The 15,954-nt window shown below is 61.9% G+C and carries 13 protein-coding genes; 10 read left to right on the top strand and 3 right to left on the bottom strand.

Translation table 11 applies throughout. The features are described from left to right. Positions 1-272: 272 nt before the first annotated feature. The 3 genes from ACX80Z_RS01875 (at position 273) to ACX80Z_RS01865 (ending at position 4,853) form a co-directional block, all read left to right on the top strand. Entirely contained in the window at positions 273-2,051 is a 1,779-nt protein-coding gene (locus tag ACX80Z_RS01875) for an ABC transporter family substrate-binding protein (RefSeq protein WP_459304076.1), read from the top strand. Between the two features lie 214 nt (positions 2,052-2,265). Further along, positions 2,266-3,807, top strand: a complete 1,542-nt coding sequence (locus tag ACX80Z_RS01870; RefSeq protein ID WP_459314738.1) for an ABC transporter permease — start codon at positions 2,266-2,268, stop codon at positions 3,805-3,807. Beyond that, positions 3,804-4,853, top strand: a complete 1,050-nt coding sequence (locus tag ACX80Z_RS01865; protein ID WP_116778670.1) for an ABC transporter permease — start codon at positions 3,804-3,806, stop codon at positions 4,851-4,853. Before ACX80Z_RS01870 ends, ACX80Z_RS01865 begins: the two co-directional genes overlap by 4 nt. A gap of 64 nt (positions 4,854-4,917) precedes the next feature. On the opposite strand, the gene ACX80Z_RS01860 is transcribed toward ACX80Z_RS01865, so the two are convergent. Continuing rightward, positions 4,918-5,547 (bottom strand): PH domain-containing protein, encoded by a 630-nt coding sequence (locus ACX80Z_RS01860; RefSeq protein ID WP_116778671.1) that lies wholly within the window; start codon positions 5,545-5,547, stop codon positions 4,918-4,920. 80 nt (positions 5,548-5,627) lie between these two features. On the opposite strand from ACX80Z_RS01860, the gene ACX80Z_RS01855 reads away from it, so the two are divergent. From ACX80Z_RS01855 to ACX80Z_RS01840, 4 genes are all read left to right on the top strand, one after another. Further along, positions 5,628-7,451, top strand: a complete 1,824-nt coding sequence (locus ACX80Z_RS01855; RefSeq protein ID WP_116778672.1) for an ABC transporter ATP-binding protein — start codon at positions 5,628-5,630, stop codon at positions 7,449-7,451. Between the two features lie 189 nt (positions 7,452-7,640). After that, on the top strand, positions 7,641-9,425 hold the full coding sequence (locus ACX80Z_RS01850; protein WP_459314737.1) for a BCCT family transporter: 1,785 nt from the start codon (positions 7,641-7,643) through the stop codon (positions 9,423-9,425). A gap of 225 nt (positions 9,426-9,650) precedes the next feature. After that, the gene (typA, locus tag ACX80Z_RS01845; protein ID WP_116778674.1) at positions 9,651-11,567 is read left to right on the top strand and encodes a translational GTPase TypA; all 1,917 of its coding nucleotides are present in this window, start codon (positions 9,651-9,653) and stop codon (positions 11,565-11,567) included. Positions 11,568-11,579: 12 nt separating this feature from the next. Further along, complete coding sequence (locus ACX80Z_RS01840) at positions 11,580-12,110, top strand: hypothetical protein (protein WP_459314736.1); 531 nt, start codon at positions 11,580-11,582, stop codon at positions 12,108-12,110. A 10-nt stretch (positions 12,111-12,120) separates the two neighbouring features. Here ACX80Z_RS01840 and ACX80Z_RS01835 read toward each other — a convergent pair whose 3' ends face one another. Further along, positions 12,121-12,615, bottom strand: coding sequence for an ArsR/SmtB family transcription factor (locus ACX80Z_RS01835; protein ID WP_459314735.1), 495 nt, complete (start codon positions 12,613-12,615; stop codon positions 12,121-12,123). A 67-nt stretch (positions 12,616-12,682) separates the two neighbouring features. Between ACX80Z_RS01835 and ACX80Z_RS01830 the strand changes: the two genes are divergently transcribed. After that, on the top strand, positions 12,683-13,951 hold the full coding sequence (locus ACX80Z_RS01830) for an MFS transporter (protein ID WP_459314734.1): 1,269 nt from the start codon (positions 12,683-12,685) through the stop codon (positions 13,949-13,951). A gap of 107 nt (positions 13,952-14,058) precedes the next feature. On the opposite strand, the gene ACX80Z_RS01825 is transcribed toward ACX80Z_RS01830, so the two are convergent. After that, the gene (locus tag ACX80Z_RS01825; protein ID WP_116778708.1) at positions 14,059-14,289 is read right to left on the bottom strand and encodes a putative acetyltransferase; all 231 of its coding nucleotides are present in this window, start codon (positions 14,287-14,289) and stop codon (positions 14,059-14,061) included. 131 nt (positions 14,290-14,420) lie between these two features. On the opposite strand from ACX80Z_RS01825, the gene fdxA reads away from it, so the two are divergent. Further along, positions 14,421-14,747 (top strand): ferredoxin, encoded by a 327-nt coding sequence (fdxA, locus tag ACX80Z_RS01820; protein ID WP_459304070.1) that lies wholly within the window; start codon positions 14,421-14,423, stop codon positions 14,745-14,747. After that, complete coding sequence (dapC, locus tag ACX80Z_RS01815) at positions 14,744-15,907, top strand: succinyldiaminopimelate transaminase (RefSeq protein WP_459314733.1); 1,164 nt, start codon at positions 14,744-14,746, stop codon at positions 15,905-15,907. Before fdxA ends, dapC begins: the two co-directional genes overlap by 4 nt. The last annotated feature ends 47 nt before the right edge of the window (positions 15,908-15,954 follow it).

Below are 15,954 nucleotides of genomic sequence, written 5' to 3'. Positions count from 1 at the left end.
GCCGCCCGATGAGTGTCCAGCGGTTTCCTCTACAAAAGCTGGGCCAATAATGTTGATCTGCGGGTGCTGGGAAAGCCCTGAATGAACACTGGGAAAAAAATTTGGTTGCATCTCGGTAACAACCCGGTTGCGATGGGGGTTAGGACACCTGACCGCAACAATTAGCCCTTAGGCTTCTAGTCATGTGAGGCACGCCACTCCTCAGGGAGGGGCGTGTCAGCTCTTTGTAAAACCACATGGGGCTCTATCCAGAACACGAAATAGGAGGCGGAATGCGTTTCGGACGTACTTCCAAAGCTGTGGGAGTCGCGGCAATCGCTGCACTTGCACTCAGCGCCTGCGCCAGCACAGACAGCGGCGACGGCAATTCTGACCCAGACGCGAGCGGCGACACCGGCGCCTCGAGCGGCGGAGTCGTAAGTGTTGCCGAGGTAAACCCGTTTACCTCGTTCAACTCAGACAGCGCTACAGGCAACGTCGATATCAACGGCAAGGTCAGCTACTTGACCAAGTCGGGGTTCAACTACATCAACGACCAGCTTGAGGTTGTTCCGAGGGAAGAATTCGGATCCTACGAAGTTGTTTCCGAAGATCCTCTGACCGTCACCTACACCGTCAACGAGGGTGTCGCCTGGTCCGACGGCGAGCCAATCGACGGCGGAGATCTCCTGTTCTCCTGGGCCGTCAGCTCAGGTTACTTTGACGACGCGGACGCCGAAGCAGAAACCGGCGCCACGTACTTCGCAGCAGCCAGCACCGCTGGCCTGGACCTGTCACTGCTCCCCGAATTGGGCGAAGATGGCCGTTCCATCACCATCGAGTACACCGAGCCCTACGCTGACTGGGAAATCGCCTACGGCGTGATTGACACCCCAGCCCACGTTGTCGCAACCCAGGCCGGTCTTGCTGACGAAGCTGCCCTGATCGAACTCATCCAGAACACCCCCGAAGGTGATCCGGAAAATCCTCAGGAACGTCCCGACCTTCAGCCAGTCGCTGACATCTGGAACACTGCCTTCGACACCACCACCCTTCCTGACGATCCAGCCATGTACCTGTCCAGCGGACCGTACATCGTAGACTCAATGACTCCTGACCAGTCGATGACACTGGTCAAGAACGAAGACTACAACTGGGGCCCCGAGACCCAGCTCGACGAAATCACCATCCGCTACATCGGTGACGCCACTGCCCAGGTCCAGGGCCTGCAGAACGGCGACGTCGACGTTATCCAGCCACAGGCATCAGCTGACACGCTCGCGTCACTCGAAGCCATTGACGGCGTCAACATCTTCGAAGGCGACGAGCTCTCCTTCGATCACCTTGACCTCAACTACAGCGGTGTCTTCGAAGACGAGAACGTTCGCAAGGCGTTCATGAAGACGATCCCTCGCGACGCCATTGTTGCTTCCACCATCGCGCAGCTGGATCCAGAAGCTGACCACCGCAACTCCAACATCTTCGACGTCGGCACCCCCGGCTACGAGGCAGCTGTTCCCGTGAACGGTTCAGAAGAGTATGACGAAGTTGACATCGAAGGAGCAAAGGAACTGCTCGATGGAGCAACTCCTGAGGTCCGGATCATGTACAGCGTCGACAACCCCAACCGGGTTGACGCTTACACCCTCATCGCCGAAAGCGCTGAGCAGGCTGGCTTCCAGGTTGTTGACGGCGGACTCCCCGGCAACGAGTGGGGTTCAGCTCTCGGCACCGGCACGTACGACGCAACCATCTTCGGCTGGGTCAGCACGGGCGTTGGCGTAACCGGTGTTCCCCAGCTCTACGGCTGTGGCTCGGCATCCAACTTCAGCGGATTCTGTGATGATGAAGCTCAGGAAGCTATGGACGAGCTGATCGTCACCACTGATGAAGCTGAGCAGCAGGAGTTGCAGACCATCGTTGACACCCGCCTGTTCGAGACCGGCTATGGCCTGCCTCTGTTCCAGTCGATCGGTATCAACGCTGCCAGTGATTCAATCGAAGGCGTCGGCTTCAGCCCGACCCAAGAGGGTATCTGGTGGAACTTCTGGGAATGGACAGTTGCTGAGTAATTCGGCCACACCCATTATCTAGTGCGCTAGACACGAAAGCGCTGGGGCCGGCCTCGCTGGCCCCAGCGCTTTCTAGCGCCTGCACCGTCCTCGGAATTGCGCATCTGCGGGAAGCGATTGGGATCTCCCAAATATCGGCTGCCTGTTCGGTGCATTACACTCTTGCCACAACGCCGGGTGATCCCCGGAACCTTAACATTGAGGTTTAAACACTATGGTGACCTACATCGTCCGGCGCTTAGTTGCCGCCGTGCTCATCCTGTTGGGCGCATCCTTCATCGTCTACATGCTGACCGCATTTTCAGGCGATCCGCTGAGGGATCTGCGCGAGAGCAACGTTCCCAACCGGGAAACGCTCATCCAACTTCGGACAGACCTGCTGAGTCTCGACGTCCCAGCCCCTATCCGGTACTTCGAATGGCTTGGTGGGGCAGCCAGCTGCCTCATCCCCTTCGCTGCTACCTGCGACCTCGGCAGCAGCATCGCCGGAATTGAAGTAACCCAGTTGCTCGCCCGGGCGATGGGCCAGACCATCCTCCTCGTCACTGGCGCCACCGTCCTCGCCATCCTGATCGGCATTTCGCTAGGTATCATCACCGCCCTCCGCCAATACAGCGGACTCGATTACGGTGTCACCTTCATGGCGTTCCTCTTCTTCTCCCTCCCAATCTTCTGGGTGGCGGTCCTGTTGAAGGAGTATGGAGCGATCAGCTTCAACACGTTCCTTGCCGATCCCAATATTTCCCTCACTGCGATACTGGTCACCAGTTCGGTCTCCGCCTTTATCTGGTATCTGGTCGCCCGAGGGACTTTGAAGAAGCGTCTCATCGCAGGGGCGGCCGGGTTCGCCTTCGCAGCAGTCATTCTCTTTTTCCTCGACCTCACTCAATGGTTCCTCGAACCAGGCTTCGGCCCCGTCGTCATTGCCATTGCAGGCGTCGGAATTGCCTACGGTGTCACCCTCCTGACCGCAGGGCTGAAGAACCGCAAGGCGCTCTACTCGGCGCTGATCACCGTTGGCATCGGCATGATTGCCTACTTCACCATGCAGCCACTGCTCGACCTGGCGACCCCGCTGATGATCGTCCTGCTGGCTGTCGCTACCGTGCTGGTCGGCGTCGCTGTTGGATACTTCATGGGCGGCTACGACCGTCGGCAGAGCATGAACGCTGCGGGACTCACTGCTTTCCTCATGGGTTTCACCATCCTCCTCGACCGATTTATGCAGTCCTGGCCCCTCTACTCGGACAACAGCAGGATCCGGGGCAGGCCAATTGCCACCCTGGGTTCCTCCACCCCGAACCTTGAGGGTGACTTCTGGATCATGGGCATCGATACCTTTACCCATCTCCTGCTCCCCACCATTGCGCTGATGCTGATCTCATTGGCCGGCTACAGCCGCTATTCAAGGGCATCGATGCTCGAGATCATGAACCAGGACTACATCCGCACGGCACGCGCCAAGGGGCTGGGCGAGCGCACAGTGGTGATGCGTCACGCGTTCCGGAACGCGCTGATCCCATTGGCCACCCTCGTCGCCTTTGACATCGGCGGACTGATCGGCGGCGCCATCATCACCGAACAGGTCTTCGCCTTCAGCGGTATGGGCCAACTGTTCATTGGAGCATTGGGCCGCGTTGATCCGAATCCCATCATGGGAGTCTTCCTGATTACCGGCATCCTGGCCCTCGTCTTCAACCTGGTTGCAGACCTGGCCTACTCGGTACTTGACCCACGAGTGAGGGTAAAAGCATGAGCACCAGAGCAGAGAACAAGCAAAAGCCGACCCCGAAGAAGGACGACTCGATTGGCCTGAGCCAGGGTCAGATCGTCCGCAAGCGGTTCTTCGGCAACTCAGCCGCCGTCGTGAGCATGGTGGTTTTCGTCCTCGTGGTAATCACCGCTTTCACCTCGATCGGGTATGCGGGCATCCCGGGCTGGTGGAAATGGAACTACGTTCAGACTCTTCCCCTCGCCACCCCCAACGGCGCACCCACCTGGGTCCTGCCGTTCGACTTCGGTGACCACCCATTCGGTCAGGACCGCGTCGGCCGCGACCTGTTCGCCATGACCATGCGCGGCACCCAGCTCTCGCTGATCATCATGTTCATCATCGGCATCCTCGGTGGGATCCTCGGCGTGATCATCGGTGGAGTGTCAGGGTACTTCCGCGGCTGGGTCGAATCAGTACTGATGCGCTTCACCGACGTCATCATCGTGATCCCCCTGATCATTCTCGCCGCCGTCCTCGGTAGCGTGGGGAACAACCTCACCGGCAGCGGCACCTTCCTGCGCAGCATCATGGGTGGTAGCGCAGGGGTAATTCTGCTCGGAGTGTTTGTGGGGCTGATCATCTGGACTGGTCTTGCCCGCCTGGTCCGCGGGGAGTTCCTCTCCCTCCGTGAGCGCGAATTCGTTGACGCTGCCCGGATCGCAGGGGCATCCGATACCAGGATCATTTTCAAGCACATCCTGCCCAACGCCGTGGGCGTGATTATCGTCAACACCACCCTGGTGATGGCGTCGGCCATCCTGCTTGAGTCAGCACTGTCCTTCCTCGGGCTGGGGGTCAGGGCCCCGGATATTTCCCTCGGCAGTCTGATCAGCGACAACCAGCAGGCGTTTAATACCCGGCCATGGTTGTTCTGGTGGCCTGGGCTCTTCATCATCCTGATCTGTTTGTCGATCAACTTCATCGGTGATGGGCTGCGGGATGCTTTCGATCCGCGTCAGAAGAAATTCAACGCCAAGAAGGCAGTGCACTCTGGCGATATCTCCGACCCCAGCCGCCCCGAGGCCTAAAGTGCCGAAGCGAATGGTTGACCCGGTAGGCGCGGCAGTGGTGCTGCCGCGTCGCGCCTACCGGTTAGACCAGGGAGAAAGCAATCAGGTTGGCGGCAATCAGGGCGATTGCACATCCGATCTCAACCCAGTGGATGCGGGTAACCACAGCAGTGGTTTCCGTAGCGTCGGCGTCAACCAGTCCACCGTCGACCAGGGCCGCCCAGTGGGTACGGACCAGGAAGGCTGCCGCTCCCGAATCGGTATTCTTCAGATCTCCCGGTCGAATGGACTGGGCCGGACCGTAGCTGGATTCGGGGAGACCCTGGACATGCTCAGGCTTACCCCGGTGTGTGCCCCAGACGCCGGGAGCCGGCGCCGCCCACGCGGTGTGACTACCGCGAACGGTGACGAGGGTAAGGGCAAACTTCGTGTCGACGTGAATCAGCGCCGCCCACGGCACCGAAATGGAGCGCAGCGGGTTGTTGAGCGTTACTGCGTCGTCGGCAATCACCACGGACGGATGCCAGAACAGCAACCAGCCAAAGTAGGCCAAGGCGAGCAGCGGCCACGCGGAAATCAAACCGTCAACGCCGTCACCAGCCACCGACAGGGCAATACCAATCCCGGCCAGCACCCAGGTCAAACCTGCAAACCACTTGCCAAATCGTGGTTTGAAGATGACGGGACTGGCTACATCACTCGGGCTATTCATACCCATATAGTTTCAGGATTCCGGGCCAGTCCACTAATCACCAGAATGTGGCAGGCCACGGGCGGAAGGAAAGCAGAATCATGACCGACGGCGTCATCGAAAATTCGGAAACAGGCCAGACACCCCAGGGCGACGTCCCTGTGCTCCAGGTCAAAGGCTTGAGCGTCGACTATGGCGTCGACAAGGTCTGGGTCCCTGCAGCCATCGACCTGAACTACGAGGTCAAGGCCGGTGAGGTACTCGCCATCGTGGGCGAGTCCGGATCGGGCAAGAGCGCGAGCTCCATGTCTCTCCTGGGCTTGCTCCCTGAAAACAGCCGCACCACGGGCAGCGTCAAGCTCAACGGCAGGGAGATCCTCGGGCTGACCGGAAGCAAACTTCGCCAGGTTCGTGGCCGTGACGTTGCGGTCATTTTCCAGGAACCGATGACCGCAATGAACCCGGTGTACACCATCGGGTTCCAGATCATCGAAACCATCCGCCTGCACAACGAGATTTCCCCGGACGAGGCCAAAGAGCGGGCGTTGAAGCTGCTTGACATGGTGGAACTTCCCGACCCTGAGAAGGCGTTCAAGTCCTACCCGCACCAGCTGTCTGGTGGGCAGCGCCAACGGGCCATGATCGCCCAGTCGCTTTCCTGTGATCCGAAGCTACTCATTGCCGACGAGCCCACAACCGCGCTGGACGTGACTGTTCAGGCCGAAATCCTGGACCTGATGCGCAACCTGCGCAACAAGCTCAACAGTGCCATCGTATTGATCACCCATGACATGGGAGTGGTCGCCGACCTCGCCGACCACATCGTAGTGATGAGCAAGGGCCGGATCGTTGAAGCGGGCACCTCCGCACAGATTTTTCATGACCCGCAGCACGAATACACCAGGAAACTGCTCGCCGCGGTGCCCCACCTTGGGCAGGGCGGCGGCGACACCGATGAAGTAGATGTCACCGCAGCGCTTGCAGCCGCCACCCGCACCGAGCTCAGGGACGTCGACCAGGACGAGCTGATGCGGCGCGAACGCGACAACCAGGCGCGGCTCGATGAAGCAGAACGCGCCGCTGACACCTCGCGCGGTGCCGCAGTGTTGCAACTCACAGATGTGGCAATCGAGTACCCCAAACAGGGCAGGGTCCCCGCATTCCGGGCGGTCGAAGGGGCGAATCTGGCCATCTACCCGGGAGAGATTCTCGGCTTGGTTGGCGAGTCAGGATCAGGGAAAACAACCATCGGGCGTGCGGCAGTTGGCTTGCTGCCCGTCGCCGCAGGGTCGCTGACCGTCACCGGCAAGGAAATCTCGAACGCGACCCGTAAGGAACTGTTCGAGCTGCGCCGCAACGTGGGAATGGTCTTCCAGGACCCTTCCTCATCGTTGAACCCCCGGCTGCCCCTGGGGGAGAGCATCGGCGAACCGATGTTCCTGGCGAAGGTGGCTAAGGGCGCCGATCTGCAGAAGCGGATCGAGACCCTCCTCGACCAGGTGGAGCTGCCGCGCGCCTACCGCAACCGGTACCCACATGAGCTCTCGGGTGGGCAGAAGCAGCGGGTCGGTATTGCTCGCGCACTATCGTTGAAACCGAAGCTTCTCGTGGCTGATGAACCGACCTCAGCACTCGATGTGTCGGTGCAGGCCACCGTGCTGGAACTGCTGAAGAACCTGCAGCAGGAGCTCGGGTTCGCCTGCCTGTTCGTCACCCACGACCTCGCCGTCGTCGACCTCATGTCCGACCGGATCTGCGTGATGCGACGAGGCAGGATTGTGGAGCAGGGGACCAGGGACCAGATCCTTCGGCGGCCTCAGGATCCCTACACTCAGCGGCTCCTCGCGGCGGTCCCGCTGCCGAACCCGGAGAAGCAGCGTGAACGCCGGGAGCTGCGGGCGAAGCTCCTCGCATCAGCCGAGTAGCGGCTCCCGTTTACCAGGAACGACGGCGACACATCCCTTCCGCGGATGGGTCGCCGTCGTTCTCGCGTTAAGGCGGCCTTGTGCATCGGGACCGGTCCTTCTGTACGCTGGGTTAGGCCCTACTGCCTAGGTAGAGCCTTGTCAATAGTCATTCTCACCTTAAAACAAAAAGCATGAGGAGTTACCCGAATGTCCCTCAGGTCCGGAAATCCGGCAACCGATAGTCCACCCGGCGAGTCAGACGGCCATCCCACGGAAGGGAAACCGCAGCCAGCTTCACGGCTGTCCAAAGCGGTGTTCATTCCGGCCGCTGCGCTTATCGTGGTGTTCGTGGGCTTCGCCCTCATCTTCCCCTCCACGGCCGCCGAAGTCTTCGGCGCCATCCAGACGAACGTCATCAGCGCGTTCGGCTGGTACTACGTGGCCATCGTTGCCATGTTCGTTGTTTTTTCGCTCTGGGTCGGCCTGAGTCGCTTCGGCGATATCCGTCTTGGTAAGGACGAGGACCGGGCGGAATTCTCGCTGATGTCCTGGTTTGCGCTGCTCTTTGCTGCTGGCATGGGCATTGGCCTGGTCTTCTGGGGCGTCGCTGAACCGCTGAACCACTTCGCTGCACCCCCGCCCGGGACAGAAGGGACCGGCATTGAGCTTGCCCAGCAAGCCCTGACCCAGACCTTCCTCCACTGGGGCCTCCACGCCTGGAGCATTTACGTAGTAGTAGGCCTCGCTATTGCCTATGCGGTGCACCGCCGCGGTCGTCCCATCTCCATTCGTTGGACCCTCGAACCTCTGCTGGGCGACAAGGTCAAGGGCAAATGGGGCGACGCCATTGACATCGTTGCCCTGGTTGGCACCCTATTCGGCGTCGCTACCTCCCTGGGACTCGGCGTTCTCCAGATGTCGGCGGGGCTCGATACCGCCAACATCATGGAAGCAACCAAGTTCACCCAGGTTGGTCTCATCCTGTGCATCACAGCTTTGACCCTGGTGTCAGTTATCTCAGGCGTAGGCAAGGGCATGAAATGGCTGTCCAACACCAACCTGGTGCTCGCCGGCGTGCTGCTTCTCTTCATTCTTTTCACCGGCCCAACGCTGTTCCTGCTCCGTGAGTTCGTTCAGTCCATTGGTAACTACCTGCAGAACGTTGTGGGTCTGACCTTCGACACCCTCGCCTTCGCCGGAGCCGACGGCGAAGCCTGGCAGTCGGCCTGGACCACCTTCTACTGGGGCTGGTGGATTTCCTGGGCCCCGTTCGTAGGCATCTTCATCGCCCGCATTTCCAAGGGCCGTACCGTGCGCGAATTCGTTGCCGGCGTGCTGCTCGTTCCGACGTTGCTCACCTTCCTCTGGTTCTCGGTACTCGGCGGATCAGCCCTCTACCGCGAGCTGTTCGGCAACGGCGGTCTGGTTGGGGAAGACGGTGCGGTGGATACCAATAACGCGCTGTTCGGGCTCCTGACAGACCTACCCGGCGGTCCGATCCTGTTGATCGGGGCGATCATCCTGATCGCAATCTTCTTCATCACCTCGGCGGACTCCGGTGCCCTGGTGATGAGCATGATCTCAACCGGCGGGCACCCGGACCCCAAGCACTGGATCCGCGCGTTCTGGGCCGTTGCCGCCGCTACGGTAGCAATCTCCCTGCTCCTGGTTGGCGATGATGGACTGGCCTCCATCCAGACGGCGGCCATCCTGACCGCGCTGCCGTTCAGTGTGGTGATGATCTTCATGTGCATTGCCACGGTCAAGGCATTCCACGAGGAGCACCAGGATTTCCTGCGTGCCCAGCGGCGCCAGGCACGCATAGCTGTTGCCGATCAGGTCAACGACCATGTCAGCGAACACATGTCTGATCGGATGGATCAGCAGATCCAGGATCAGCTGGCGGATTACCACCTCGAGGAAGCTCCACGGGGGGCAGCCGGAAACTCGGGGGCCCGGCGCTGGAAGCTTTCCCGCTCCAAAAAGTCCTAGCACTTTAGCGAAAGAGCTGCCCCATTGTTCACCGGGGTAGGACAAGGAAACGGCTCGCCCTTCAGGGGCGGGCCGTTTCTGCGTGGAACACCGAGGACCTGCTATTTTGACCCGAGCTGATCGCCGCGTTAGGGCATTTTTTCCTGAGAGCTTAGACTGGTACAAGCAGGCGCCGTCCTCATAACGCTAGATTCCCCTCAAGATTACTGAATTGAGTCATTACGCATGTCTGAAACCACAGGCAACACAGCTGTTCGCAGCGACCTCCGCAACGTTGCCATCGTGGCCCACGTTGACCACGGAAAGACCACCTTGGTTGATGCCATGCTCCGGCAGACCAATTCCTTCGCAGCCCACGGCGACGTGGCAGACCGGGTCATGGACTCCGGTGACCTCGAGCGCGAAAAAGGCATCACCATCCTGGCCAAGAACACCACGGTGTTCTACGACGGGCCCTCTGCCAATGGCGAGACCATCACCATCAACGTGATCGACACCCCTGGCCACGCCGACTTCGGTGGCGAGGTGGAACGCGGTCTGTCAATGGTCGACGGCGTTGTCCTGCTGGTGGATGCCTCTGAAGGCCCACTGCCCCAGACCCGTTTCGTGCTGCGTAAGGCCCTCGCCGCGAAGCTCCCAGTGGTACTGCTGGTCAACAAGACTGACCGTCCCGACTCGCGGATCGATGAAGTGGTCAGCGAATCAATGGACCTCCTCCTGGGCCTTGCCTCGGACCTCGCCGACGAAGTTCCGGACCTGGACCTCGACTCGGTTCTCAACGTGCCAGTCGTCTACGCGGCAGCCCGTGAAGGCGCAGCCTCACTCGAGCAGCCGGCTGACGGCACGGTTCCGTCGAATGACAACCTTGAGCCACTGTTCAAGACCATCATCGATCACATCCCAGCGCCCCGGTACAACCCGGACGGTGTGCTGCAGGCGCACGTTACCAACCTTGACGCATCCCCGTTCCTGGGCCGTCTCGCCCTGCTGCGTATCTTCAACGGCACCCTGCGTAAGGGACAGACCGTCGCCTGGGCCCGTCAGAACGGTGAGCTGAAGTCAGTCAAGATCACCGAGCTGCTGGCCACCCGCGCCCTCGATCGCGTGCCTACCGATTCCGCCGGACCGGGCGAGATCGTCGCCGTCGCCGGCATCGAGGACATCACCATCGGTGAGACCCTGACCGACATTGACAACCCCCAGCCGCTGCCCCTGATCACCGTCGATGACCCGGCCATCTCGGTCACCATCGGTATCAACACCTCGCCGCTCGCCGGCCGGGTCAAGGGCGCCAAGGTGACCGCGCGCCAGGTGAAGGATCGCCTGGACCGTGAATTGATCGGTAACGTTTCCCTGAAGGTTCTTCCCACAGAGCGTCCCGACGCCTGGGAAGTACAGGGCCGTGGCGAGCTTGCACTCGCTATCCTCGTCGAGCAGATGCGTCGTGAAGGTTTCGAACTGACGGTCGGCAAGCCTCAGGTTGTGACCCGGATGGTCGACGGCAAGGTGCACGAGCCGATGGAGCACATGACCATCGACGTACCCGAGGAGTACCTGGGCGCAGTGACCCAGATCCTCGCGACCCGCAAGGGCCGCATGACCAACATGTCCAACCACGGCACCGGTTGGGTCCGGATGGAATTCATCGTCCCCGCCCGTGGCCTGATTGGTTTTCGTACCAAGTTCCTCACGGACACCCGCGGCGCCGGTATCGCTGCTTCCTACTCCGAGGGCTACGAGCCCTGGGCCGGGGACATCGAGTACCGCACCAACGGCTCGATGATCGCTGACCGCGCCGGAGTCGTTACCCCGTTCGCCATGATCAACCTGCAGGAACGCGGCTCCTTCTTCGTGGAGCCCACCTCCGAGGTGTACCAGGGCATGATCGTTGGCGAGAACTCACGCGCCGATGACATGGACGTGAACATCACCAAGGAAAAGAAGCTCACCAACATGCGTGCAGCTTCATCGGATACCTTCGAGAACCTCACCCCTCCCCGCAAGCTGACCCTTGAAGAGTCGTTGGAGTTCGCCCGCGAAGACGAGTGTGTTGAGGTGACTCCGGAGTCGATCCGGATCCGCAAGCTGATCCTCGATGCCAACGAGCGGATGCGCGCGGCTCGTTCACGCGCCCGCGTCTAGCCTTCGACCGTTTTGCAGGATCGCTCATCGGCACTGACTGACGACGACGACCGGCGCCCAGCCGTCGTCGTCGTCAGCCAGCCAATGGGCACCGCGGTGGGGGATCGCCCCGCCCGTGGAAACGCCCACCACCAGGTAATTCCCCTGTGGTGGGCGTTTCTCGTTTCGCTCGCCATGGGGCTTGCTGTGGCAGTCCTGGGAACCGCCCTCCATGGCCAGCAGTGGGACTTTGACGGCCTCACCCTTCCGGTGGGCGCGGCCGCGGCAGTGCTGCTGGCAGGGAGTGTCGCCGTTTTCGTGGCGCTGTGGGCTCGCAACGTATATTTTGCCCCGGTGGTGGGTGGAGTCGCTTACCTGGTGGTGGGATTGTTTGCGGCCAGCGAGGATCAGCCGCTGGTGCTGACGGACTTGGGGATGGAACCACTCTTGCCGTCTGCGGTCGCGGGAAGCATCTGGGTGTTTGGCCTGGCGGTCGTCACGGTCGCCGCTTCGATGGTGTCCTGGTGGGTGCTGCGGCCCCGGCGAGCTACCCGTCCGGTCTAGGCCGTGCCGGCTAGTCCGCGCTGCGGTCCAGATGATGGGCCAACATGATGGACGTGGCGGTGCCGTCGGTGTCTGAATCGCGGATTGCGTATTCCTCTAGGATCTCGCGGATCCTGCGCATCATCTCGGAGCGGTTTGTTTCGTTCAAACGGACACCAAGCCGCCAGACATCAATCTCCGACGGATTCAGCCCGTCAATCTCCTGCAGGAAAGTTTCTACCAGCACCGGCGCAGCATTAGGAATCCTGCTTCGCCATGACAGTCCGGTCGCCCGGTAGGGAATTTCCTTGGCGCCGCGGTTGCCGGTGCGGGTTTCCTCGGCCGTCAGGAACCCGGTTACCAGGAGGGTCCGTACGTGGTGCAGTGCGGTCGCCGGATTGAGGTCGAGGAGCTCAGCGATTTCCTTGTTGGTTCTGCCCTTATGTAGGCACAGCCGGAGGATTCTGAGCCTAACGGGGGAGCTGAGCGCTCGGCCGCGGGCCTGCACATCCTCATCAGTATCCATTCCTAAATGATACGTCAGGCCGACCCAGTGATTGACAGTAGTCAATCACTGCACGCAGACTGTGACGGTGACCACCCAGACCGGATCCCCGCCGCCGTCCCTGCTTCGCGATCGGAACTTTCTCAATTTCTGGGCCGGACAAGCCATCAGCCAGCTGGGAACCCAACTCGGGCATCTTGCCCTCCCGGTCATCGCTGTTCTGCTTTTGGGTGCCTCCGAGTTTGAAGTCGGTGTGCTCAATGCCAGCGGCACGGCAGCGTTCCTGCTCGTCGGGCTACCCGCCGGAGCCTGGGTTGACCGCTGGCTCAAACGCCGGGTCATGATCGGGGCGGATCTGGTGCGGATGGTCGCGATGCTCGCGATCCCCCTGCTCTGGTGGGTGGATTCGCTTACCATCTGGCACCTCTGCCTGGTGGCCGGCGTCGTCGGCATCGCAACCGTGTTTTTCGATGTCGCCTACCAAAGCTACGTTCCCGTGCTGGTGGCAGGCGACCAGGTGCCCAGTGCCAACTCGAAGCTCGAGTCGACCGCCCAGATTTCCAGGCTGGGTGGGCCCGCACTGGGCGGCGGGTTATTGCAGCTGCTCAGTGCGCCGCTGCTGGTCGTCGGTCAGTCAGCTGGCTATCTGCTGTCGGCCGTGTTCCTGCTCCGGACCCGGGACGAGGAGCAGCGTTCGCCAGTTGCGGACCGGCGTCCGCTCGCCGTCGAAATCAAGGAGGGACTTTCCTTCGTCTGGCGGCATCCGCTGATCCGGCGCGTCGCGGCCTGCACCGCCGGCGTCAACTTTTTCGCGTCGCTGCTCTTCACCCTGCTGCCCCTGCTGATCCTGCGGGACCTCGACCTGGGGGCGGCAGCGCTCGGCCTGATCCTTTCGGTCGCTGCGGTGGGCGGGCTGGCAGGCGCCCTGGCAACCCCCTGGATTGCGGCACGGATCGGTGAGGGGACCGTGATCCCGCTCGCGTCCCTGGCCAGCAGCGCCTTCCTGATGCTGGTGCCGCTGGCTGCACTCGCGCCGTCGAAGCCTGCCGCGTTGGCTCTGCTCATTGTGGGAGAAGCTGGGATGACCTTTTGCGTCCTGGCCTACAACATCATGCAGGTCAGCATGCGCCAGCGGGTCTGTCCCCCGAGGCTGCTCGGCAGGATGAACGCGTCCATCAGGTTTGTGGTGTGGGGGGTCATGCCGATCGCTGGCCTCCTCGCGGGAGTGCTGGGCGAGCAGCTCGGGATCCTCCCGACAATGTGGATCGGGGTGGCGGGGACCCTCGTGGCGACCATTCCCGTGCTGGGCGGGGGCTTCTGGGGTATGAAGAAGCTCCCCGACAAGGTTGCTCAGTAGCCCGCATCACGTTGAAGTGTTCCTTCGCACTGATCGTTCCCAGTGATGGGGTGCTGCCAGGGGGGAATCACCCGCATGCAGTGGGCAGGAGTGCTGACCGGCTGGGCCTAGAAGCGTCGAGGCCGCCGCGGGGGTGGGGGAGGCACAGGCTTGGCGGCGGTTACCAGCTCGAGGGGTACGACGACGTCGCCGTGGCGCCTGGTCCGCACGGTACAGGTCTGCTCATCGATTTGAACCAGCTCCCCGAGCGCGTCGGTGAGCCCATCGTCAAGGCGATACCTGACCACGACGCGGGTCCCCACGGGAAGTGTGAGCAGGTGGCGTGCGGGGGAGTCCATGTGATCAGCGTAGTGGGCAGGGTTGGTAGTGGTGGGGCTCATAGGGTTGAACGAGCACACGATGCGGCTGCACCGGGCCATTGCGTTAAGCTGGAACCGGAACGACAGCCCCAACTGGAAAGGCGTGGGAAGTGACCTACGTAATCGCACAGCCGTGCGTGGATTTGAAGGACAAGGCCTGCATCGAGGAATGCCCAGTAGATTGCATCTACGAAGGCGAACGGTCCCTCTATATCCATCCGGATGAGTGCGTCGATTGCGGCGCATGCGAGCCGGTCTGCCCTGTGGAAGCCATCTACTACGAGGATGACACCCCCGAGCAGTGGGCCGAGTACTACAAAGCCAACGTCGAGTTCTTCGACGACATTGGCTCACCCGGCGGCGCCGCGAAGCTGGGCAACATTGGCAAAGACCACCCGATCATCGCGGCCCTCCCGCCCCAGATCCAGGGCGCATGACCACCCACGACGGCGGCCGACAGTTCGGGATCGCGCTCCCGGACTACCCCTGGGACGCCATGGCACCGTACGTGACTCTGGCGAAGCAGCACACCGGTGGGGCTGTGAACCTGTCCATCGGAACGCCAGTCGATCCAACCCCGGCGGTCATCCAGGCGGCGTTGACCGCTGCGGCCGACGCCCCGGGATATCCCACCACCCACGGCACTGACGAGCTCAGGTCCGCGGTTAGCAACTGGTTCGCCCGCCGCCGTGGCGTTGACGGGCTCGATCCGTTGGATGTCCTGCCGACGGTCGGGTCCAAGGAACTAGTCGCCTGGCTGCCAACGTTGCTCGGGCTGGGCGAGGGCGACGTCGTCGTCCGCCCGACAGTCGCGTACCCCACCTATGACATCGGCGCGGAACTTGCGGGTGCCACGGCAGTCGCCGCCGATGACCTGTCCACCCTTGATGAGGAGACCAGGGCGCGTGTCCGGCTGGTGTGGGTCAACTCGCCCGCCAACCCGACGGGTCGCGTCCTCTCGGCCACCGACCTCGCACACGTCGTGACCGAGGCACGCGCGCTGGGCGCCGTCGTCGCCTCCGACGAGTGCTACGCGGAACTCGGCTGGGGCGACTGGGATAGCGCCAGGGGCGGCGAACCGGTCCCCAGCGTGCTGGACGCCCGCGTCAATGGGGGAAGTCACAGCAACCTGCTCGCCGTCTACTCGTTGAGCAAGCAATCCAACATGGCCGGCTACCGGGCCGCGTTCACTGCTGGGGATCCTGACCTGATTGCCAACATGGTCAACTCCCGCAAACACGCCGGGATGATCGTGCCGTTCCCGGTCCAGGAAGCCATGCGCGCCGCACTCAACGACGACGAGCACGTGCAAGCCCAGAAGGACCTGTACCGGCGACGTCGGGACCAGCTGATCCCCGCGCTGGAGGGCTTCGGGCTGCGGCTCGAGGATTCGGTGGCGGGCCTGTACCTGTGGGCTACCGCGGGCGAAGACACCTGGACCACTGTGGAACGGTTCGCCAGGCTGGGGATCATCGTTGGGCCGGGTACTTTTTACGGCGATGCTGGCCAGGGATTCATCCGGGTCGCGCTGACCGGCTCCGACCAGGCCATCGATGCGGCAGTCCAAAGGCTGTCTGCGGCCCAGCAGGCCCATTAGGCCCAGTAGATGCAGCGTCCGGCGAACGGGATCGCCGATTAGCGCTC

The sequence above is a fragment of the Arthrobacter sp. TMT4-20 genome, from assembly GCF_054510775.1.
The sequence above is the reverse complement of the archived record's forward strand: the minus strand, read 5'-3'. Positions and strand labels throughout refer to the sequence as shown.

Excerpts from the sequence above, each read along its gene's own strand:
- ACX80Z_RS01825 (WP_116778708.1), bottom strand. The coding sequence starts at position 14,289 with ATGGACTCCCCCGCACGCCACCTGCTCACACTTCCCGTGGGGACCCGC.
- typA (WP_116778674.1), top strand. The coding sequence starts at position 9,651 with ATGTCTGAAACCACAGGCAACACAGCTGTTCGCAGCGACCTCCGCAAC.
- ACX80Z_RS01860 (WP_116778671.1), bottom strand. The coding sequence starts at position 5,547 with ATGAATAGCCCGAGTGATGTAGCCAGTCCCGTCATCTTCAAACCACGA.
- ACX80Z_RS01865 (WP_116778670.1), top strand. The coding sequence starts at position 3,804 with ATGAGCACCAGAGCAGAGAACAAGCAAAAGCCGACCCCGAAGAAGGAC.
- ACX80Z_RS01870 (WP_459314738.1), top strand. The coding sequence starts at position 2,266 with ATGGTGACCTACATCGTCCGGCGCTTAGTTGCCGCCGTGCTCATCCTG.
- ACX80Z_RS01875 (WP_459304076.1), top strand. The coding sequence starts at position 273 with ATGCGTTTCGGACGTACTTCCAAAGCTGTGGGAGTCGCGGCAATCGCT.
- ACX80Z_RS01835 (WP_459314735.1), bottom strand. The coding sequence starts at position 12,615 with ATGGATACTGATGAGGATGTGCAGGCCCGCGGCCGAGCGCTCAGCTCC.
- ACX80Z_RS01855 (WP_116778672.1), top strand. The coding sequence starts at position 5,628 with ATGACCGACGGCGTCATCGAAAATTCGGAAACAGGCCAGACACCCCAG.
- ACX80Z_RS01850 (WP_459314737.1), top strand. The coding sequence starts at position 7,641 with ATGTCCCTCAGGTCCGGAAATCCGGCAACCGATAGTCCACCCGGCGAG.
- dapC (WP_459314733.1), top strand. The coding sequence starts at position 14,744 with ATGACCACCCACGACGGCGGCCGACAGTTCGGGATCGCGCTCCCGGAC.